The 19,762-nt window shown below is 45.3% G+C and carries 18 protein-coding genes; 11 read left to right on the top strand and 7 right to left on the bottom strand.

Annotated elements, in window-relative coordinates; translation table 11 throughout:
• Positions 1–10 precede the first annotated feature (10 nt).
• Both C558_RS0112360 and ptsP read left to right on the top strand, forming a co-directional pair.
• On the top strand, positions 11–1,897 hold the full coding sequence (locus C558_RS0112360; RefSeq protein WP_018756591.1) for a glucose PTS transporter subunit IIA: 1,887 nt from the start codon (positions 11–13) through the stop codon (positions 1,895–1,897).
• Positions 1,894–3,618 (top strand): phosphoenolpyruvate--protein phosphotransferase, encoded by a 1,725-nt coding sequence (ptsP, locus tag C558_RS0112355; protein WP_018756590.1) that lies wholly within the window; start codon positions 1,894–1,896, stop codon positions 3,616–3,618. The genes C558_RS0112360 and ptsP overlap by 4 nt, the downstream gene beginning before the upstream one ends.
• Positions 3,619–3,723: 105 nt before the next feature.
• On the opposite strand, the gene C558_RS0112350 is transcribed toward ptsP, so the two are convergent.
• On the bottom strand, positions 3,724–4,248 hold the full coding sequence (locus C558_RS0112350) for a type 1 glutamine amidotransferase domain-containing protein (RefSeq protein ID WP_018756589.1): 525 nt from the start codon (positions 4,246–4,248) through the stop codon (positions 3,724–3,726).
• Positions 4,249–4,526: 278 nt separating this feature from the next.
• Here C558_RS0112350 and C558_RS0112345 point away from each other — a divergent pair, with 278 nt between their 5' ends.
• From C558_RS0112345 to C558_RS0112335, 3 genes are all read left to right on the top strand, one after another.
• The gene (locus tag C558_RS0112345) at positions 4,527–4,937 is read left to right on the top strand and encodes a hypothetical protein (protein ID WP_018756588.1); all 411 of its coding nucleotides are present in this window, start codon (positions 4,527–4,529) and stop codon (positions 4,935–4,937) included.
• Between the two features lie 100 nt (positions 4,938–5,037).
• Positions 5,038–6,048: a catabolite control protein A gene (ccpA, locus tag C558_RS0112340; RefSeq protein ID WP_018756587.1), complete on the top strand. Its 1,011-nt coding sequence runs from the start codon at positions 5,038–5,040 to the stop codon at positions 6,046–6,048.
• 213 nt (positions 6,049–6,261) lie between these two features.
• The gene (locus C558_RS0112335; protein ID WP_018756586.1) at positions 6,262–6,963 is read left to right on the top strand and encodes a 5'-methylthioadenosine/adenosylhomocysteine nucleosidase; all 702 of its coding nucleotides are present in this window, start codon (positions 6,262–6,264) and stop codon (positions 6,961–6,963) included.
• A 26-nt stretch (positions 6,964–6,989) separates the two neighbouring features.
• On the opposite strand, the gene C558_RS0112330 is transcribed toward C558_RS0112335, so the two are convergent.
• Together C558_RS0112330 and C558_RS0112325 are read right to left on the bottom strand one after the other, a co-directional pair.
• Positions 6,990–8,168 carry an acetoin utilization protein AcuC gene (locus tag C558_RS0112330; RefSeq protein WP_018756585.1) on the bottom strand — a complete coding sequence of 393 codons (1,179 nt, stop codon included), beginning with the start codon at positions 8,166–8,168 and terminating at the stop codon, positions 6,990–6,992.
• Positions 8,169–8,205: 37 nt separating this feature from the next.
• A complete protein-coding gene (locus C558_RS0112325; RefSeq protein WP_018756584.1) occupies positions 8,206–8,838 on the bottom strand; it encodes a GNAT family N-acetyltransferase in 633 nt (210 codons plus the stop codon).
• A gap of 299 nt (positions 8,839–9,137) precedes the next feature.
• Here C558_RS0112325 and acsA point away from each other — a divergent pair, with 299 nt between their 5' ends.
• From acsA to C558_RS0112305, 4 genes are all read left to right on the top strand, one after another.
• A complete protein-coding gene (acsA, locus tag C558_RS0112320) occupies positions 9,138–10,862 on the top strand; it encodes an acetate--CoA ligase (RefSeq protein WP_018756583.1) in 1,725 nt (574 codons plus the stop codon).
• Between the two features lie 237 nt (positions 10,863–11,099).
• Complete coding sequence (locus tag C558_RS0112315; protein ID WP_018756582.1) at positions 11,100–12,506, top strand: extracellular solute-binding protein; 1,407 nt, start codon at positions 11,100–11,102, stop codon at positions 12,504–12,506.
• Between the two features lie 131 nt (positions 12,507–12,637).
• The gene (locus C558_RS0112310; RefSeq protein WP_026263881.1) at positions 12,638–13,531 is read left to right on the top strand and encodes a carbohydrate ABC transporter permease; all 894 of its coding nucleotides are present in this window, start codon (positions 12,638–12,640) and stop codon (positions 13,529–13,531) included.
• Between the two features lie 103 nt (positions 13,532–13,634).
• Complete coding sequence (locus C558_RS0112305) at positions 13,635–14,483, top strand: carbohydrate ABC transporter permease (protein ID WP_018756580.1); 849 nt, start codon at positions 13,635–13,637, stop codon at positions 14,481–14,483.
• A gap of 46 nt (positions 14,484–14,529) precedes the next feature.
• Here the strand turns inward: C558_RS0112305 and C558_RS0112300 are convergent, their stop codons facing one another.
• Positions 14,530–15,396, bottom strand: coding sequence for a MerR family transcriptional regulator (locus C558_RS0112300; RefSeq protein WP_018756579.1), 867 nt, complete (start codon positions 15,394–15,396; stop codon positions 14,530–14,532).
• A gap of 89 nt (positions 15,397–15,485) precedes the next feature.
• Here C558_RS0112300 and C558_RS0112295 point away from each other — a divergent pair, with 89 nt between their 5' ends.
• Positions 15,486–16,136: a GNAT family N-acetyltransferase gene (locus tag C558_RS0112295; protein ID WP_018756578.1), complete on the top strand. Its 651-nt coding sequence runs from the start codon at positions 15,486–15,488 to the stop codon at positions 16,134–16,136.
• Positions 16,129–17,148, top strand: coding sequence for an alpha/beta hydrolase family protein (locus tag C558_RS0112290; RefSeq protein ID WP_018756577.1), 1,020 nt, complete (start codon positions 16,129–16,131; stop codon positions 17,146–17,148). The genes C558_RS0112295 and C558_RS0112290 overlap by 8 nt, the downstream gene beginning before the upstream one ends.
• 63 nt (positions 17,149–17,211) lie before the next feature.
• Here the strand turns inward: C558_RS0112290 and C558_RS0112285 are convergent, their stop codons facing one another.
• From C558_RS0112285 to C558_RS0112275, 3 genes are all read right to left on the bottom strand, one after another.
• Positions 17,212–17,898, bottom strand: coding sequence for an IS3 family transposase (locus C558_RS0112285; RefSeq protein WP_040674915.1), 687 nt, complete (start codon positions 17,896–17,898; stop codon positions 17,212–17,214).
• Positions 17,844–18,116, bottom strand: coding sequence for a helix-turn-helix domain-containing protein (locus C558_RS30930; RefSeq protein ID WP_018756575.1), 273 nt, complete (start codon positions 18,114–18,116; stop codon positions 17,844–17,846). The genes C558_RS0112285 and C558_RS30930 overlap by 55 nt, the downstream gene beginning before the upstream one ends.
• Before the next feature lie 109 nt (positions 18,117–18,225).
• A complete protein-coding gene (locus tag C558_RS0112275) occupies positions 18,226–19,527 on the bottom strand; it encodes a hemolysin family protein (RefSeq protein WP_018756574.1) in 1,302 nt (433 codons plus the stop codon).
• Between the last annotated feature and the right edge of the window lie 235 nt (positions 19,528–19,762).

The following is a 19,762-nucleotide window of genomic DNA, read 5'->3' as shown; positions in this document are numbered from 1 at the left end:
AGGTTAGCGCATGAATGGGCTCGGAGCGTTGCAGCAGTTCGGGCGAGCGATTATGCTTCCTACCGTTGTGCTACCTGTTGCAGCCTTGATGTTGTTTCTCGGCAGCATGCCTTGGGAACCGATCGGCCTTGGGTCGATCGGTCATGTCCTGAACGTTGCTGGGAATACAATTTTCATGTATTTGCCTTATATTTTTGCAGTGGGTGTCGCTCTTGGACTCGGGAATAACGATGGTACCGCGGCGCTAGCGGCACTGCTCGGGATTTTCATCGAACAGCAAGTGACATCGTATTTTGGTGCTACAGAATCCCAGCCGAGTATTCTCGTTGGTATTTTGATAGGTATACTTGCAGGCTACATAACGAACCGATACAAAACCGTTCAGCTCCCGGAGTATATTCAATTTTTCGGGGGGCCGCGGTTTGTTCTGCTTGTGATGAGTTTTGTGATGCTGGTATTCGCCTCGGTGATGGTCCTCATCTCAGAACCTTTGCAGCAAGGAGTTATTGCGCTAGGCAATTTCCTGTTGTCCTTAGGCGGCTTTGGCGTGTTTTTATTTGGTGTACTGCAGCGTGTACTTGTCGTTGTTGGCCTGCATCATATCTTGAATAATATTTTCTTCTTTCATGTGGGCACTTTCGAGACAGCAGGCGGTCAAATGGTGTATGGGGATTTGCCGCGTTTCTTTGCCGGGGATCCGACAGCGGGTCAATTTATGACGGGACTCTACCCGCTGACGATGTTCGCCATCCCAGCCATCGCATTTGCGATCATTCAAGAGGCACGTGAGGATCTCAAACCGAAGGTTCAGAAAATGTTCTTGATGTCTGCCTTTGTCTGCTTCTTAACAGGGATTACGGAGCCGATTGAATTCGCATTTCTATTCGTCGCACCGTATTTATTCGTTGTTCATGCGATCATCTCTGGATTAACGATGTGGATATGCAGTTATTTGAATATACATCTTGGGGTTTCATTCTCAGCTGGAGCGATTGATTTTGTTATTAATAGCCATTTAGGGACAAATCAGTGGCTTCTGATCCCGATCGGGATCGCGCTTGGTTTAATCTACTATAATCTGTTCCGCTTCGCTATCTATAAGTATCGGATTCCGACACCGGGCCGTGAAGAGGGCTCTGAAGTGGATGACTGGGCAGGGAGTCTGCCGTATCGTGCGCCGCTCATTCTCCAAGCGCTTGGTGGCAAGGACAATATTATACGGATGGAAGCTTGCGTGACGCGGCTTAGGTTATCGGTTGTGAATGATCGATTGATCGATCGAAGGGCGCTGAGACTTCTAGGCTCTGCAGGTATGATCCGCTTAGGCGGTGGGGCCGTACAAGTCGTATTTGGCACCTATTCGGACGTGATTCGAGCTGAGATAATGAAGGTCGTCAATAGAGACCTGAATCAAGTGCTCTTCCATGCGCCGATGCAAGGCAAGATGATCCCGCTGGATGAAGTGCCGGATCAGATTTTTGCGAAGAAGCTTGTAGGGAATGGGGTTGCCTTTATTCCGGATAAGGGTGAAATGGTCGCGCCGCTTGCCGGTGAGATTATGACGATCTACCCGACGCAGCACGCGATTGGTATTGTCACATCAGAAGGGTTGAACGTATTGATCCATCTTGGGATTGATACTTCAAGTTTGAATGGATATGGCATGACGGTGCTCGTGAAAGAAGGGGACCAGGTGGAAGCCGGTCAACCGTTGATGAAGTTCGATTTGGATTATGTGAAGCAGCATGCGACATCGATTGTAACGCCCATGGTGATTACGAACTCGGAGATTGTACAGTCTTGGAGTTTTGCACCGTATAAAGCCGTGAAGAAGGGTCAAGCATCTGTGATGTCGGTTGTATTAAATGATAGGAATGTTGGAGGGAATGCAGAATGATACAGGGTATCGGCGCTTCATCAGGAATCGCAATTGGAAAAGCCTTTGTACTCCCGACATGGGAATGGGATTTGCCTGATCAGCGGATAGATTCCATCGATTTAGCGAAAGAATTTGAGAGACTGTATGAAGGGGTTCGTACCTCCAAGAATGAGATCGAGTTTTTGAAAAATGAGTTCCGAGAAGTGGTGGGACCGGATCAGTCGTCTATATTTGACGCGCATATCGCAATTCTTGAGGATCCCGTGTTTATGAGTGAAATTCAAGCGATTATCGAACGTCAATACAAGGCGGCGGAAGTGGCGGTAAAGGAAGCGATCGATCATTTTGTCAAAATGTTTGATTTACTCGATGACGAATATATGAAGGAACGTGCGCTAGACATTAAGGATGTTGGTAATCGTCTATTAAAGCATTTATTAGGCGCACCTGAGATCACGCTGCCCTCGGATACAAACCCGTATCTGCTCGTGGCGAAGGAATTGTCGCCTTCACAGCTCGCGAATTTGAATCAGAATTACGTGCTCGGTATTGCGACATTACAAGGCGGACGCACATCCCATTCCGCGATTATGGCGCGTGCACTCGGGATTCCATTTGTCCTCGGATTAGAAGGCAAGCTTGATGATCCGATTCAGACAGGTGATATGCTCGTGGTGGATGGCGGTGAAGGTACGGTCTACGTTAATCCGGATGAAGAAATCCTTCGGCGGTATACACAGATTCGCGATGAGCAGATGGAGAAGAAGAACAGGCTGCGTCAGCTTGCTTCGGTACCGGCAGTGACGCTTGATGGTATTGAAATGCGTCTTGCTGCGAATATCAGCTCACTGAAAGAACTGAACGTAGCGCTGTCGAACGGAGCTTCGGGGGTAGGGCTGTTCCGAACCGAGTTCCTGTATATGGACCGGCAGCATTTTCCGGAAGAAGAAGAGCAATTCGATGTGTACCGCGAGGTGGCTGAGAAGGTATCGCCGAATACGGTCGTGATCCGGACGCTAGATATTGGCGGAGATAAACATTTAGATTATTTCGCGCTGCCGGAGGAGGACAATCCATTCCTTGGTTATCGAGCGATTCGTATTTGTCTAGACCGGAAGGGATTATTCAAGACCCAGCTACGTGCTATTCTGCGGGCGAGTCATTTCGGGAATGTGAAAATCATGTATCCAATGATTTCTTCGTTGGATGAGGTTCGTGAAGCGAATGCTGTGCTGGAGGAAGCTAAGCGTGAGCTGGATGAGGAAGGAATTCCGTATAATTCGCATATTCAGATTGGCATTATGGTGGAGGTTCCTGCAGCAGTCATGATCGCTGATCTCCTTGCAGAAGAGGTGGATTTCTTCTCGATAGGGACAAATGATCTAGTGCAATATGTGCTGGCAGTCGACCGGATGAATGAAAAGATTGCCCATATGTACAATCCGTTCCATCCGTCCATTCTGCGGATGCTGAAGATGACCGTCGATGCAGCGAAAGCCAAAGGGATCACGGTCAGTGTGTGCGGTGAATTGGCAGGAGACGAACGCGCATTAGCGCTATGGGTAGCTCTAGGAGTGCACGATCTGAGCATGTCGGCTCATTCGATTCTGCACTTGAAGAGTCGTGTGCTTGAAATGTGCGAGAAGGAATGCGTGGAATTAAAGGATCGCTTATTCTCGTGTCGTACGAATCGTGAGATTGAGCAGTTGCTAAATGATTTTACGCGGAATAAATCGTAAGGCTGCGTCTGGAGCTTTATGAGGCAGGCGTGTATAAGGTTCACCTGTAATAGGAGAAAAGAGGCTGTCGAGTAATCGATGGCCTCTTTTTTGTGAGCTTGAGTTTTACTCTCCTGCGAGCAAATCACAGAAAGCTTTACCATATGGCGGCAAATCTGGCGGACGACGCGCAGAGACGATATGTCCGTCTACTACAACAGCTTCATCCACCCAAGTGGAGCCTGCGTTCTCCATATCATCACGAATCCCTGGAGTAGAGGTGACGGTGCGTCCTTGCAGGATTTTGGCCGAGATTAGCACCCAGCCCGCGTGACAGATTTGACCGATCGGTTTACCAGCTGCATCCATCTCACGAACGAGAGAAATGACTTTCTCATAACGACGCAGCTTGTCCGGCGCCCATCCACCAGGAACGAGAATGCCGTCATAATCGGCGCTATTCACCTCGTCAAAAGCAAATTCCGCTTCTGCAGGCACGCCGTATTTACCAATATATTTTTTACCTTTTTCAGGCCCAACCAAATGAACGATCGCCCCTTCTTCACGAACCCGATAGATCGGATACCATAGCTCCAAATCCTCAAATTCTTCGTCGACGAGTGCGATAACTTTTTTTTCTGATAACCGCATGCTTTACCTCCTAATTACGCTGTAGTACGAGTCTTTTAACCATTTGTCATGCATATGTATTTAACAGTATAACAAAGCGTGTGATAAATATCATGGCGTTTTTCCAGAATAACCATCTAATTTCCGTAAAAGTCATTAATTACATCTAGTCAAATCCGAACGAATCTGCGAATATAGTCGAATAATAGTCTTTATTTTTTGCGAACAATTCGAAGCAATTTATAACTTACTATAATGGGGTGGTCAATGTGCACAAGCAATGTGAATGTGGACATGTTATGAATTTGTTACTAAGAATGGTCATTTTTGCAAAACAGACAGAGATTCAGAGTGTACCCGTCTTTACGTGTTCGAGTTGCGCCAAGAGTGAAGTCTATGTAGATGTGAAGAAAGATCTTACGGATCTTATTGCCAAGTACGGCAAGACTTCGACTGGGAAGCAGACGTTATTATTTCAAGAATTTAATGAGCTTGTAAACGTATTCTTCGAAATGTTCTCGAAAGGAAGCAGGTACGTCAATATCGCGGAGTTTGAGCGTATGCGTGAAGAACGTGTCAATCAGCTGCTCGATGTGTATTTGCTGGCAAAGACGATGAACGATGAAGAATGGATGGAAGATATTCAGAAAAGATTGAAACAACTCAAAAAATTTACTGCAAACCCTTACCGAATGAACATGAATTCATGATTAAAAGCGTGGTCACGTTGCGCAAAGTATGAATATGTCGTATCATTACATTAATATGTAGGATATGAACGAAAAATATTAATGTTTGGAGAGAAGGAACGTGACTGTAACTATTTATGATGTAGCAAGAGAAGCAGGCGTATCGATGGCAACGGTATCACGGGTTGTGAATAATAACCCAAACGTTAAACCACAGACACGTAAGAAAGTATATGAGGCAATTGAACGTTTAGGATATCGTCCGAACGCGGTAGCAAGAGGTCTTGCGAGCAAGAAGACGACAACCGTTGGCGTAGTCATTCCAGATATTTCGAATTCGATTTTTGCTGAGATTGCGCGCGGCATCGAAGATATCGCGAACATGTATCACTATAATATTATTTTGTGTAATGCGGATAAGAAGAAGGAAAAGGAAATTCGCGTTATTAACACGCTTCTAGAGAAACAAGTCGATGGCTTGTTATTCATGGGTGGAGCCATTACAGAGGAGCACATTCAAGCGTTCCAGACAGCGGCTGTGCCGATCGTTCTTTGTGCAACGAAGGACGAGCAGGGTGTCATTCCATCCGTTGATATTGATCATGAAGGTGCAGCATTTGATGCTGTGAACACATTGATTCGTCACGGACATCGTGAGATTGCCATGATTAGCGGTACGTTGCAAGATCCAGCGAATGGATTTGCCCGGTTCCAAGGGTATAAGCGCGCGCTCGAGAATGCTGGAATTACGTATCAAGAGGATCTGGTTCGCATCGGGAACTATCGTTACGAGTCCGGTGTTGAAGCGATGAAATATTTCCTTGGATTGCGTACCAAACCGACAGCGATTTTTGCTGCGACAGACGAAATGGCCATTGGTGCTATACATAGCATTCAAGACTCAGGACTTAAAGTCCCTGACGATTTCTCTGTTATTAGCGTTGACAATATTCGGATGGCTTCGATGGTTCGTCCTTTGTTAACGACGGTTGCACAGCCGATGTATGATATTGGTGCGGTTGCGATGCGTTTGTTAACGAAGTTGATGAAGAAGGAGAATGTCGATAATGCGAACGTTATTTTGCCGCATGAGACGATTCTTCGCTTGTCCGTATCACATGTGAACAAATAAATACGTGTTCAAAAAGTCGGCTTTTCAGCACCGAGAAGGTTGCGTGAATCCGAAGAAAGAGGAACGGAGTTTAGGCAAAACCTAAATGAGTACCGGAATTCGAGGGTGAACGCAAGATTCGATGTCGAATCTACAACTTGAAACACTACGTGATCAAAAGATGACTTTTTGAACTACCTCTATAAGAATCGATATAGAACGGGGAACATAATGATGTCGTATCACAAAATCGGCCTGATTGGCGCGATGAACGAAGAGATCGAATTGCTGCTGGGCGACTTGCAGCAGAGTAAGCGTTCGGAACGTGCAGGCATTACATTTTATGAAGGTGTCTTTCATGGGAAAGAGGTCGTTCTCTGTAAGTCCGGCGTTGGTAAAGTCAATGCTGCAGTAACGACGCAGATTTTAATTGATACCTTTGGTGTGGATAGTATTTTGTTTACAGGGGTTGCGGGTGCGCTGCATCCGGATCTGAATATCGGAGATATTGTTGTATCGACCGTATGCAAGCAGCATGATATGGACGTTCGAGCACTTGGATTTGAGCGAGGCGTTATTCCGTATCAAGAGCGTTCGACATTCGAAGCTGCGCCTGATTTGATCGAGAAGGCAAGAGAGGCATGTGAGCGGTTGTTCCAAGGGCGGTATCGTCTAGGGGCGGTATTATCCGGGGATCAATTCGTGGCAAGCCGAGAGCTTGTGCAAGAGCTGTATGAGACCATGGACGGCGCTTGTACGGAGATGGAAGGCGCCGCCGTGGCTCAAGTGTGTGATATGCACCGCGTTCCGTTCGTCGTCATTCGCTCGATGTCAGATCGGGCTGATGGTTCAGCCCATGTGAATTTCGCTGAATTTACGATTCAAGCTGCGAAGCATTCGTATCAGATCATTGATGATATTCTAAGTCATCTGTAAGGATGGATAAGTGTGCATATGTCGATTTATGGGATATATTGCAGCGCGATCTCATTTGTCTTACGATTTTGAATTGAAATTTCCGAACGCCTCGGCATCGGTTCCCATTTGGTTAGGTCATCTAACCAGGTTGTTGGAATCGGGACCGGGGCTTTTTGCTGCCATCGTGTCACCCAACTCTCCGGTAGTGTCATCAAAGAATCCTGCTGTAATTGGGATAGGAGAGGATGGTCGGTCATTTCTAACCATAAGAGACTCCATGCCCGTGGGACAACGCGCCAAATGTCGTAACCACCGCCACCGAATGCCGTCCAGCGTCCGTCGCAGTATTGATGCGCCAATTGATGGATGATTGCAGGCATTTCCTGATAAATTCGCATGCTGCAGTGTTGATGCGAGAGGGGGTCATAGGCATGCGCATCGCATCCATGTTGGCTGACAATGATGTCAGGCTTGAACATGGCGGTTACACGCGAAATAGACTCTCGGAAGCAATCGAGCCACGACTCATCTTCGGTATAGGGTTCCAGCGGAATATTGAAGCACGTTCCATAACCATCGGACTCGCCGCGTTCCGTAACAAAGCCTGTACCAGGGAATAAATATTTGCCAGTCTCATGAATTGAGTATGTACAGACATTCGGATCGGTATAGAACGACCATTGCACCCCGTCCCCATGATGTACATCCGTATCGATATAGAGGACGCGCGCATTATAATGTTCACGCAGATAAGCAATGGCAACCGAAGCATCATTATAGACACAGAAGCCTGAACCGCGGTTCGATAGAGCATGATGCAGACCGCCCCCCAGATGCAGTGTATGCCTGCTTTTACCGGACATGACGTGGTCAACCGCTGTAATCGATCCTCCGACGATGGTTGAGGTTACTTCATGCATTAGCGGGAAAAAGGGTGTATCTTCGCTTGTGAACCCGAAGTGGTTAGCTTGCGCAAGCCACATCGGCTCGGGATTCGGACTGCTTAATCCTTTGACGGAATGAAGATATGCGGGTTGATGAATCGTGAGCAGCTCGTCCTCCGTTGCGGATCGCGGTACGATAATATGCTCCGGCGAGAGCGCTTTGATTTCGGTCAGCAGGTCGTAGGTGAGTTCCAGTCGTTGCTGGTTAAACGGATGATCATCATTGAAACGATACTTTAATTCATCTTCATGATGGATGAACATAGCATTGATTAACATGCGATTGTGGTACCTCCTACCTTTGCCCACTAGCGAATTAGTACATAAATCGTTGTTGAAACCGTACACGATCGAACTGCTGCTCGGAGAGAAGTGGTACGTCTTTGCCGATACGGACCATGAGACAGTTGGCAGGATGGGAACAGATTTCTGGATCGTCAGTCGCATACCAGATCATTCCGACAGATTCCATCAACTTCTCCATCATTTTGCGGTAATCCCATACACTGAGTTTGCTGCCTTCCAGATCCCAGTGCCAATAATACTCGGTTGTGAACACAATATAATTTTCCATCTGATCTTCTTCAAATGCGGTCTGAATCATCTTTTTGCCTAGTCCGTAAGAGCGGTAATCATTCGCGACTTCAACGGCGCCAAGCTCGACTAAATCCTGCATGTTCCCCTGAGACCAGCGCTCCATCTCATCAGCATAATGGAACGTGACATAGCCCACAATGGTATTCTCATGCCGTGCGATAATGATGCGTCCTTCCGGTAAATCCGCAATTTCGATCAGCGCTTCGTGTTGATCCTTCGGCCTTCGGAAGGCGTCAAGATCCGGGTGCATATCCAGCGTTCGCAGTACTTCAGGGCGAACTGGGCCTTCAATAATAAGCACCAGCTCTTGATGCTGCTGGATATGTGCATGATAGATCTTCCGATGTTCCACGGATTCAACTCCTTTCCTCATCTCCTCTCACTTATATCATGGAAACGAATCTTTGAAAAGGAATAGGCGAATGAACAGAGGTATGCTATAATGAGATTTGCCATAAATTATACAAATTTATCTTCTTGACATCACGAACTGCATACGTTGTAACATCGTTCATCTCGCAAGTTAGCGGCCTTTTGGTCATCAGAGCGTTTGTAGCGAATCTCATATTTTATGAGATTTGTAAGCGCTGTCGCTAACATTGCAGAGAAACTATATTTATTCTTACTGAGATATTATGGGAGGATGAAACAATGGGAAACGTGCAAGGTGAAATTATCGAGGCTGTAGCATCAACATCGAACATGGGCAAGTATGAAGACATGTACAGTCAATTTAAGTGGGAAGAGATCGAGAAGAACTTCTCCTGGTACACGACAGGACAAGTGAATATGGCGTATGAAGCAATTGATCGTCATGTCGAGCAAGGTCTCGGTGACAAAGTTGCTCTCTATTATAGCGATGCAACGCGGGATGAGCAATATACATTCGCAGAAATGAAAGCGAAATCGAATCTGTTCGCGAATGTGCTTCGCAAGCATGGCATTCAGCGTGGGGAACGCGTGTTTATCTTTATGCCGCGTACACCTGAACTGTATTTCAGCTTGCTCGGTTCGCTCAAAGTTGGCGCTGTGGTGGGGCCGCTGTTCGAAGCCTTTATGGAGACGGCAGTCAAAGATCGTCTCGAAGATAGCGGCGCGGTAGCTGTTGTGACGACGCCAGCACTTCTGGGACGCGTTCCAAGAGAGCAGTTACCTGATCTGAAGCATGTGATTCTGGTAGGATCAGATGTTCAAGCAGGGGAAGGCGTAATTGATTTCTATGCTGAAATGGCAGAGGCTTCGGAAGAGGCAGAGATCGAATGGCTAGGACGTGAAGACGGCCTGATTATTCACTATACTTCTGGTTCTACCGGTAGACCGAAGGGTGTATTCCATGTTCAGAATGCGATGATGCAGCACTATTTCACAGGTAAAGTCGTGCTTGATCTGCAAGCCGATGATATATATTGGTGTACCGCTGACCCAGGCTGGGTAACGGGAACATCTTACGGGATTTTTGCACCATGGTTGAATGGCGCGACGAATGTCATTCGTGGTGGCCGCTTCAGTCCACAGGATTGGTACAATACGATTCAGAAATATAAAATTACGGTTTGGTACAGTGCGCCGACGGCGTTCCGGATGTTAATGGGGGCAGGCGATGACATTATTTCGCAATTTGATTTATCAAGCTTGCGTCATGTCCTTTCGGTTGGTGAGCCGCTTAATCCCGAGGTTGTTCGTTGGGGCATGAAAGTGTATAACCAACGGATTCATGATACGTGGTGGATGACCGAGACCGGTGGACAGCTTATCTGTAACTATCCAGGGATGACGATCAAGCCGGGTTCGATGGGACGTCCAATTCCAGGTGTGGGCGCTGCGATTATTGATGATAGCGGGAATGTGCTTCCTCCGTATCGTATGGGGAATTTGGCGATCAAGACGCCATGGCCATCGATGATGCGTCAGATCTGGAATAACCCAGCGAAATATTCGGAGTATTTCCGTCTTGAGGGCTGGTATGTCTCAGGGGATTCGGCCTATATGGATGAGGACGGATACTTCTGGTTCCAAGGCCGCGTCGACGACGTGATTAATACGTCAGGGGAACGTGTGGGACCGTTCGAAGTTGAGAGCAAGCTGGTCGAGCATCCTGCGGTCGCTGAGGCTGGGGTTATCGGCAAGCCGGATCCAATGCGTGGAGAGGTGATTAAGGCGTTCATCTCGCTTCGTGAAGGCTTCGAACCATCGGAAGAGCTGAAGGCGGATATCGCGAAATTTGTCAAAGAAGGTCTTTCGGCGCATGCAGCACCGCGTGAGATCGAATTTAAGGATAAATTGCCGAAGACGCGCTCAGGTAAAATTATGCGTCGGGTATTGAAAGCTTGGGAGTTGAACTTGCCGACAGGCGACCTATCCACGATCGAAGATTAAGCAGATCTCAACTTGTCAATGCAACGAATGACTTAATTAGAAATTTATGTATTGACAAAATTATGAAATAAGATATATATTTTTTATAACAAAATATTTACAACCATAACATGTTACCTCATGAAGGGCATTCGTTATGAAGCAGGTAAGTCAGAGATGCTTCTATACGTATGCCCTTTTTTGTGTCGGTTTGATTGTATTATTTTGTAATTACTAGCAAAAGAGAGGGGTTTTCGAGTGCAAAAGAAATGGGGCAAATCAATTACGCTACTTCTCATCACGGCACTATTACTCATGCTAGCAGCAGGATGCGGCGCGAAGAAGGAAGAGACCAAAACGGAGCCGACTACAACGCCTGAGACCAAGACGGAGACCAAGACAGAACCAACAACGACGACAACAACGGAGCCGACAAAGACGGAGGCAGCTGGACCTGAATTAGAAGGGGACTTCGAACTTCAGTATTTCGTCGGAGGCTATGGTGATGCATTCTGGAAAGAAGCGATCGCCGAGTTCGCGAAGAAGTATCCGAAGCTGAAGATCAAAGAATCAGCTGGACCGAAAATTAACGATCAAATGAAGCCGCGCTGGATTCAAGGGAATCCGCCAGACTTCGTATATATTGACGGTGCTGGATCCAACGCAACACAAATGGTGAAAGACGATCAGTTGCTAGACCTAACCGATTGGTTAGAATCGGCAAAGAATGAGGACGGCAAGCTGATTAAGGATCTATTGATCATGCAGCCGGTGAAATATGATGGTAAAGTTGCACCAATTCCATTCGTATTCGGAACATGGGGCATTTTCTATGATAAAGCCGAATTTAAGAAAAATGGCTGGAATGAGCCGAAGAACTGGGATGAGTTCTTAGCTGTATCCAAGCAAATTCAAGAATCCAAGAAAATGTATCCGTTCATTCACACGGGTAAATATCCATACTATATCAACGGTGGTCTAGTGGATACAGCCATCCTGGTGAACAACAACTATGATACTTCTATCTTCGATAAGATCCAAGCGCTTGATCCAGGCGTCTTCAAATCGGATGCGGTGAAGAAAGCATTAGAACAAGTGAAGCAAATGGTTGATGCGAAATATATCGACCCGGCTTCAGCAGCCATTAACCATACAGATTCTCAATCCTTGTTCTTGCAACACAAAGATGCGTTCATCCCGAACGGTCTATGGGTAGAGAACGAAATGAAAAAAGACGTACCACCAGGTTTTGAGTTCGGATTCATACCATCGGTTACGCAACCAGCTGGCGGTAAACTTGTAGCGATTCCATACACATCGACAATCGGTGTTGCGAAGAAAGCGAAAAATCCTGAAGCAGCAAAAGCGTTCATGCAATTTATCTTAACAGAGAAATATGCAGTACGTTGGGCTGAGCTTACAGGTGCATTGGATAATATCAAAGCTGATTTGAGCCAATCCAAAGATGTTAGCAGCTTGTCCAAACAAGCGAGCAGCTTCTATAACTCCCCAGACACGATCGTTGCTCCTTACATCGAATTGAATGCTGACGTAGATAAAGTGAAACAAGATTCTACACAAGCTCTTGCAAACGGCAAAATCACTCCAGAAGAGTGGATGAACCGGATGGAAGCTGCAGCAGAGAAATCCCGCGGTAAGAAGTAATATCCATCAAACGTCATGAGGGCAGTCCCCTCATGACGTTTATTAACTAAGAGTAGACCTATGGGGTGATAACCGTGAATCAAGCTCCATCGATTGGCCAAGCCGTGGGAAAGCCCGCAGCAGGTAAGGGGATGAATTGGAAAACAAAGCGTAAGCTGTTTATCTTCGTATTCACAGTACCTACACTATTGTTCTTCTGTTTATTTATGATCTATCCGATTATTCAAGGCTTATATGTCAGTTTCTTTGACTGGTCTGGTGGTTCGGAGACCAAAGATTTCATTGGATTTGATAATTATAAGGAAATGCTGAATGACCCGATCATAGGACATGCAATCTATAACGATTACTTTCTCGTCTTCTGGAAGGTGATTGGAATCGTTGGCTTAGGGACCTTTTTTGCGGTAGCGGTAACAAGATTGCGCTTGAAGGGTGCGGGATTTTTCCGTCAAGTATTCTTTATTCCGAATATCTTATCGGTCGTCGTCATCGGTGTTCTGTGGAATTATATTTATAACCCGAGTATCGGATTTCTGAACTCATTCCTGTCTTTATTTACAGAGAATAAGGTTGAGATTTCTTATCTCGGGGATGAAGCGTATGCGATGTGGTCCTTGCTGCCGCCAGCGATCTGGGCAGGGGTAGGATTTGTTATGGTTCTGCTGGTCGCATCCATTCTGAACATTCCCGCTGAGTTATACGAGGCGGCGAACTTGGATGGTGCTTCCCAATGGCAACAATTCACGCGGATTACGATGCCGCTAACGTGGGAACAGATCAAAGTGTCCATTCTGTGGGTGGTCATGACGACATTGAACGGTTCTTTCGTTATTGTCTGGATTATGACAGAAGGCGGTCCGGATAATGCGACTCAAGTTATGGGTTCCTATTTGTATCAGATGGGCTTCAGACAGTTCCATATGGGCTATGCATCGGCAATTGGCGCACTAATCCTGATACTTTCGCTGATTACGACACTGGCTCTGCAGCGCATTATGCGCCGCGACACGCATGAGATGAGTTAAATGATTGGAGTTAATGCTTACGAAGTGATTTCCCCTCTGGGAAAAATCAGCCTATGCTTACAATGTGAGTTTTCGCTCCGCGAAAACTCTTAGGAGGACGCCTATGCACAAAAAAACGCTCGGTTCTTCAATCCTTAGCGCAATCATCTATGTGATCATGATTCTATGGGCGCTCTGCGTATTGTATCCTTTGGTATGGTCTGTATTTGGCTCGCTCAAAGATAATCAGCAGTTCCTGCTCAAGATGCCTTGGAGCCTGCCGGAATGGCCCTTGCTATGGGAGAACTTCGCGAATGTATGGACCAATTACAATGTTGGAACATACTTCATGAACTCGCTTTTTGTTACGATTGTGAGTACGGTTCTAGCTTTGCTGTTATCGTCGACCACGGCTTATGTCATTGCACGTTTCCGATTTAAGGGGAGTCAGGCGCTTTATAATCTGTATCTCGCGTCGATGATGATTCCGTTGATTCTAGGGTTAATCCCTTTATTTTTCCTCTTAACCGATCTTCATCTAAGCAATACGTTATTCGGACTGATTCTGGTCTACACGGCGATGAACGTATCTTTCGGGGTATTCGTACTCGTAGGTTTCTTCAAGACGCTGCCTAAAGAGTTAGATGAATCCGCTTCAATTGACGGATCATCAGACTATGGGGTATTCTTCCGAATCATGTTGCCATTAGCGAGACCAGGCTTAATCTCTGTAGGAATTATGAACGTGCTGAACATCTGGAATGAATACGTGATGGGTACGGTCCTCGTGAACGATCCATCGAAGTACACGCTGCCGATCGGCATTGCTGTAATGCAGGCAGAGATGCAGTACCGGACCGAATGGGGCCCGTTGTTCGCAGGCTTGCTCTTATCGATCATTCCAGTTTTAGTTGTTTATTTCATATTCCAGCGACAAATTACGAGTGGTATGGTAGCAGGTGCGGTCAAGTAATCTCTGTCAGGGATCTCTCGTACTACAACAGAAAAAGACGTTCAAATCATTTTTGATTTGAACGTCTTTTTTGTGTGTTGGTCATAGATTCAGTCGATATCTGTATGGAAATTTTGGTGATATAGTCATTTTCATCCGATGTTGTTGACTCATCGATAATGCTTTGTTCATAAGAATATCCGATTAATGAGAGATTATTTTGCTCCGCATAGGTGATGATTTTTGAATAGGTTCGGACTAACGCGTCCCAACTGCCTTTGTTGTAGGCCGTCAAATAATGACCTTCAGGTTTGATGAAGATATGCGGATAATCGGATTCCTGATCTAGTTGGGTGTAGACATATTCATAATTTAATATTTTACCTTGAATAATATCATCGAATCGAGACATACTGCTGATCGATATCCCATCGTAGAGATCGTAAGCTCTGCAATTTTCCATATATGTATAAAGGATGCGCTGGACGTCTTTTTCCTCTTTTAAATAGATGGATTCACTCAAAGCCAAATATTCTTCTGCCCGTGGAATGATTTCAATGGAATCAATATAAGAATCTTTATTTTCAACGAGGGACGAGATTTTTCTGGTTAATAACTGATCTATTCTCTCGAGAACTCGTATCTGATCATTTACTTTGGATTTCTGCTCTACTAACAGGGAGATCAATTCATCAGGAGACCGGTTTTCCATATAGGCTTTAATATCTTTGACGGATATATCAAGTTCACGCAGGGCAAGAATGACAAGCAACAGTTCGCTTTGCTCGTAAGCATAATAGCGGTACTCATGATTGTCCTTGAACTGAGGCTTGAACAATCCAATGTCATCGTAATACATCAGTGTCCGTTTGTTGATGTGATGAAGTTTGGCAAACTCACCGGTTGTGAAATAATTTTTTGGAAGTTGGTCCATAAATCCCTCTCTTGACTATACAGTTACTGTATACCTTATTGTAGGGTCAGGTAGAAGTCATGTCAAATAAGGTAGGGAGAGGGAGAAAGGTGATTGAATATCGATCCATGCGCGAGCAAGACGTACCATCTTTAATGGGATTGTGCAGTACGGTATGGGAGTTTGAGAGGGGCTGCTCTGATTACAAGATTCTGCAGCATATAGAGGAAGTTTTTCTGTACCTAGCGATGGCTTCTGGTAGTTTCTCAACAGTAGCGGTACGAAACGGAGAGCCTGTCGGAGTTATTATCGGTCGTCATAAGAGTAAATATCAGCTCTACTCAAATTTGAAATATGGAAAAATGTTAATACCTGCAACTCTAAAGTTATTATTATCAACTGAAGGCCGAGCTTTCATTCGATCCATCTTGGCGGCAGACAGACTTCAGCAGCGCATGTTAAAAAATGTACGATCGACCAATTATGACGGGGAGCTTGTCTTGCTCGTGACACATCCGGATGTACAGGGTAAAGGAGTTGGCAAGCAGCTGTTGCATTCGTTCATTTCGTATATGAAAAAGAATCGAGCTTCGAATTTTTATTTGTTCACGAATACAAAATGCAATTATCCCTTCTATGACCGACAAGGCTTTCATTGTGTAGAGAAGCAACATGTTGAGATTCAACCAGGTATCGCTCAAACCAATTTTATGTATGAACTTCAACAATTGCCAGACGATGAGGTGTGGAAGGATGCTTAAACGTGTTGTATATATTTTACTAGCTATTGTTGGATGTTGCTTCTTGGCCATTGGCGTATGCATCTATCAGAATAACTATCAAATGATTGAAAAAAAAGTCACGATCAATACCTCAGCAGGTGTACTAACAGGAACTCTCGTGACACCCAAAGACTTCGAAGGGAAATTAGGGCTTGTTGTATTTGTTCATGGGGATGGTCCTCAGAATGATTCTTATGATGGTGGTTACAGACCATTATGGGAAAAGCTTGCAATGTCAGGATACGCTTCGTTGTCTTGGAACAAACCTGGGATTAATGGATCGAGCGGAAATTGGTTGCATCAGAGTATGGAAGATCGCAAACAAGAAGTGATCGAGGCGATTGCGTGGGCCCGTCAATTCCCTGAAATTGATGCGAGTAAGATTGGGTTATGGGGGGCGAGTCAGGCAGGGTGGGTGATCCCCAAAGTCTTACGGGACGACCGAGGGATTGCCTTCAGTATTCTTGTTGCGCCCGCGATTAATTGGATATCACAGGGAAGATACAATACAAGCGCAGTCATGAAAGCTGAAGGCTACTCAGATCATGAAATTGCTGCCAGAGAGCAGCAAAGTGATAAAATACTGGCGCTGCTCGATAGACATGCGCCTTATGAGGATTATCTGGCGGTGGTTGATACGGAAGACCCTTTAAGCAGGGATCGCTGGGGATTTGTTCAAAAAAATTATCAATCGGATGCGACGAATGACTTGAAGTATAATCAGAGACCATTATTGCTAATCCTCGGAGGTCAGGATCAAAATGTCGATGTGAATAATACAAGGGAGGTCTATATGCAGGTTATTGATCCAAAATGGTTATCCATCCGATATTACCCGAATACAGGCCATTCCATGATCAAAGAAAGCATTGCCTCGTCCACCGTATTAACGAATCTAACTGCTGTATTTTTTCCGCGGCAGCTCATGGTAGATGGCTACTTGGAAGATATCACCACATTCCTTCAATCCGTTAATCCAAAATCACCGTAACAGAGAAAGCCCCCTCACCTTAATCTTGGTCAAGACCCCTTTTGGTGGACATTAGAAAAAGCCCTAGGCAACAAGCTGGCGCCGGTATTCTACCGGAGTCAGCTTGTTTAGTTTTCGTTGTGCGCGATCTTCGTTGTAAAAACGTATGAATTCTTCAATCCGTCTTTGTGCCTCAGCGATGGATCGTATATCATAAGGATAGAGTGCTTCGACTTTCAAATGAGAGAAGAAGTTTTCCATGGAGGCATTGTCGTAACAATTGCCTCGGCGTGACATGCTGATTTGGGCGCCAACCTGTGGCAGCATGTCGTGGTAAGCATGAGACGTGTACTGGCTTCCTTGATCGCTGTGAACGACCAATCCAGTCACGTCTTTATGCTTTTCAAATACCTTTCTAAACGTCTCCAGAACCAATGGATTGTCGTTGTGACGACTAATGTGATAGCTAACGATTTCGTTATTCCACAAATCCTTGATGGCGGATAAATAAATCTTTTCATCAAATACACGGTACTGCGTAATATCCGTAACCCACTTTTGATTCGGTTTATCTGCTTTGAAATTTCTTTGCAATATATTCTCTGCAATCCTACCTTCGGAAACAGCAGCTTCGTAACTTGTACGATGGACATATTTACGACGAATGATTGCCTTAATACCTAGCTCCTGCATCAAGCGCAATACCTTCTTATGATTCACGATAAGGTTATATTGGCGGTATAATTCATCCTGGATCCTGCGGTATCCCACAGTCTTGTTGCGCTCATCATAGATGGCTCTAGATCCCCGAAGGAAGCTTGTCCTTCACGCCGATACTTCCTCATCCACTTCTTTACACGGTCCTTGTCATGGATCTCCAAGTGCTCTGTGATCTTTCTGAAGCTCCAGCTTTCTTCCATATGCAATCTAATTGCTTCTACCTTCAATGATTTTGGATAGTATTTAAATGTTTGTCCTTTAATCGCCATAAAAAGTGCACCCCTTAGAATTTCATCGGATTAACCTAGGGGTTTTTCCAATGTCTATTCTAAGGGGTGCACTTCATCTCGAAGGTAAGAGGGCTTTTCGTATGATACTTTATTCAGATGCTTCCGCGTCTATTTTTTTCACTTCGACCCTGCGAATCCGGTGTTTATCGGCTTTCTTGATCGTAAATAGGAAGTCTCCATAACACCATTCTCCGCCGCGGGATAAATCGGGATGCTGCTCGAAGAGCCATCCGCTAATCGTATCGACATGCTCACTCTCGAAATGCGTGTTCAGGATGTCATTGACTTGGGAGAGTGGGACCATCCCATCTAGGATATAATGGTCATCATTAATCTTCTCGACAGGCGCTTGTTCATCCGCATCGAATTCGTCACGAATCTCACCGACAATTTCCTCTAAAATATCCTCGATCGTAATCATACCGGAAGTACCGCCGTATTCGTCAATGAGTACCGCGATATGTGTACGTTCTTGCTGCATACGTTTGAGCAAGGTTTTGATCGGGATTGCTTCGGATACCGTCAGTACGTTATGAATTAATGGCTTGATGTTCGAACCGTCGCAGAGATCTTTATTTACAATGAACTGCTTCGTGTGAATCATCCCGATAATATGGTCTTTGCTCCCAGAGATGACCGGAAAACGTGTATACTGTTCGCGTTGTATAATCTTAAGATTCTCTTCCATCGACTGATCTGCATCGAGACAGATCATATCGGTCCGAGGAACCATAATCTCACGGGCTAATAGATTGTCAAAGGCAAAGATTTTGCTAACGTAGCCGTATTCCGTTGTATTAATTTTGCCGCTCTCGTAGCTCTCATTCAAAATAATCTGAAGCTCTTGTTCGGAATGGGCTTCATCATGCTCCTTCGCGGGTGCCAGTCCGAATAGACGGACGATAGCGTTCGCAGATCCATTGAACAACCAGATGAGCGGGTACATGATTTTATAGAAGTAAATAATCGGTCGAGCGGTAAGTAGACTGATCGTCTCCGCTTTACGAATGGCAAATGTTTTAGGTGCCAACTCACCAAGCACAACGTGCAGGTAGGTTACTAACAGAAACGCGATAATAAAAGATATAATGGACGCTGCACGATCTGCAATTCCTAGTTGTTCGAATAGGGGATGCAGTAGTTGCTCGACCGTTGGCTCTCCTAACCACCCGAGGCCAAGGGCGGTAATGGTAATACCGAGCTGACAGGCGGATAAGTAACCATCAAGATTGGAAGTCACAATTTTGACAGCCATTGCATTTTTACGGCCTTCTAACACCAGTTGATCGACTCGGCTGGGCCGCAACTTAATCATTGCAAACTCAGTAGCAACGAAGAAAGCTGTTGCGATGATTAGTAATGCGACAAGAAATAGATTGAGAATAGGCATTAGATTCTCTAAAGTCTCCTTATGGCTTTATTTTATTTAATATGAGTTCTTATGAACTTATACTATGAACTAATTATAGGAGTAATATTCAATAATATCAAAGTCGATTTCGAATGCATTTCATCGTTATCCGTTCATTTTGGGGGTTTACATCCAGGGAATAGCATCGAATCGCTTATTTATGCTCGCTTTGACAATCAGAAGCGAAAGTCTTAAGATAAGTTCAAATGAACTT

The organism is Paenibacillus terrigena DSM 21567, from assembly GCF_000374845.1.
Taxonomy (GTDB): domain Bacteria; phylum Bacillota; class Bacilli; order Paenibacillales; family Paenibacillaceae; genus Paenibacillus_K; species Paenibacillus_K terrigena.
This window is presented reverse-complemented; position numbering and strand designations above follow the sequence as displayed.

Excerpts from the sequence above, each read along its gene's own strand:
- ptsP (WP_018756590.1), top strand. The coding sequence starts at position 1,894 with ATGATACAGGGTATCGGCGCTTCATCAGGAATCGCAATTGGAAAAGCC.
- C558_RS0112360 (WP_018756591.1), top strand. The coding sequence starts at position 11 with ATGAATGGGCTCGGAGCGTTGCAGCAGTTCGGGCGAGCGATTATGCTT.
- C558_RS0112310 (WP_026263881.1), top strand. The coding sequence starts at position 12,638 with ATGAATTGGAAAACAAAGCGTAAGCTGTTTATCTTCGTATTCACAGTA.
- C558_RS0112335 (WP_018756586.1), top strand. The coding sequence starts at position 6,262 with ATGTCGTATCACAAAATCGGCCTGATTGGCGCGATGAACGAAGAGATC.
- C558_RS30930 (WP_018756575.1), bottom strand. The coding sequence starts at position 18,116 with ATGGCGATTAAAGGACAAACATTTAAATACTATCCAAAATCATTGAAG.
- C558_RS0112300 (WP_018756579.1), bottom strand. The coding sequence starts at position 15,396 with ATGGACCAACTTCCAAAAAATTATTTCACAACCGGTGAGTTTGCCAAA.
- C558_RS0112330 (WP_018756585.1), bottom strand. The coding sequence starts at position 8,168 with ATGTTAATCAATGCTATGTTCATCCATCATGAAGATGAATTAAAGTAT.
- C558_RS0112345 (WP_018756588.1), top strand. The coding sequence starts at position 4,527 with ATGAATTTGTTACTAAGAATGGTCATTTTTGCAAAACAGACAGAGATT.
- C558_RS0112350 (WP_018756589.1), bottom strand. The coding sequence starts at position 4,248 with ATGCGGTTATCAGAAAAAAAAGTTATCGCACTCGTCGACGAAGAATTT.
- C558_RS0112275 (WP_018756574.1), bottom strand. The coding sequence starts at position 19,527 with ATGCCTATTCTCAATCTATTTCTTGTCGCATTACTAATCATCGCAACA.
- acsA (WP_018756583.1), top strand. The coding sequence starts at position 9,138 with ATGGGAAACGTGCAAGGTGAAATTATCGAGGCTGTAGCATCAACATCG.
- C558_RS0112305 (WP_018756580.1), top strand. The coding sequence starts at position 13,635 with ATGCACAAAAAAACGCTCGGTTCTTCAATCCTTAGCGCAATCATCTAT.
- C558_RS0112290 (WP_018756577.1), top strand. The coding sequence starts at position 16,129 with ATGCTTAAACGTGTTGTATATATTTTACTAGCTATTGTTGGATGTTGC.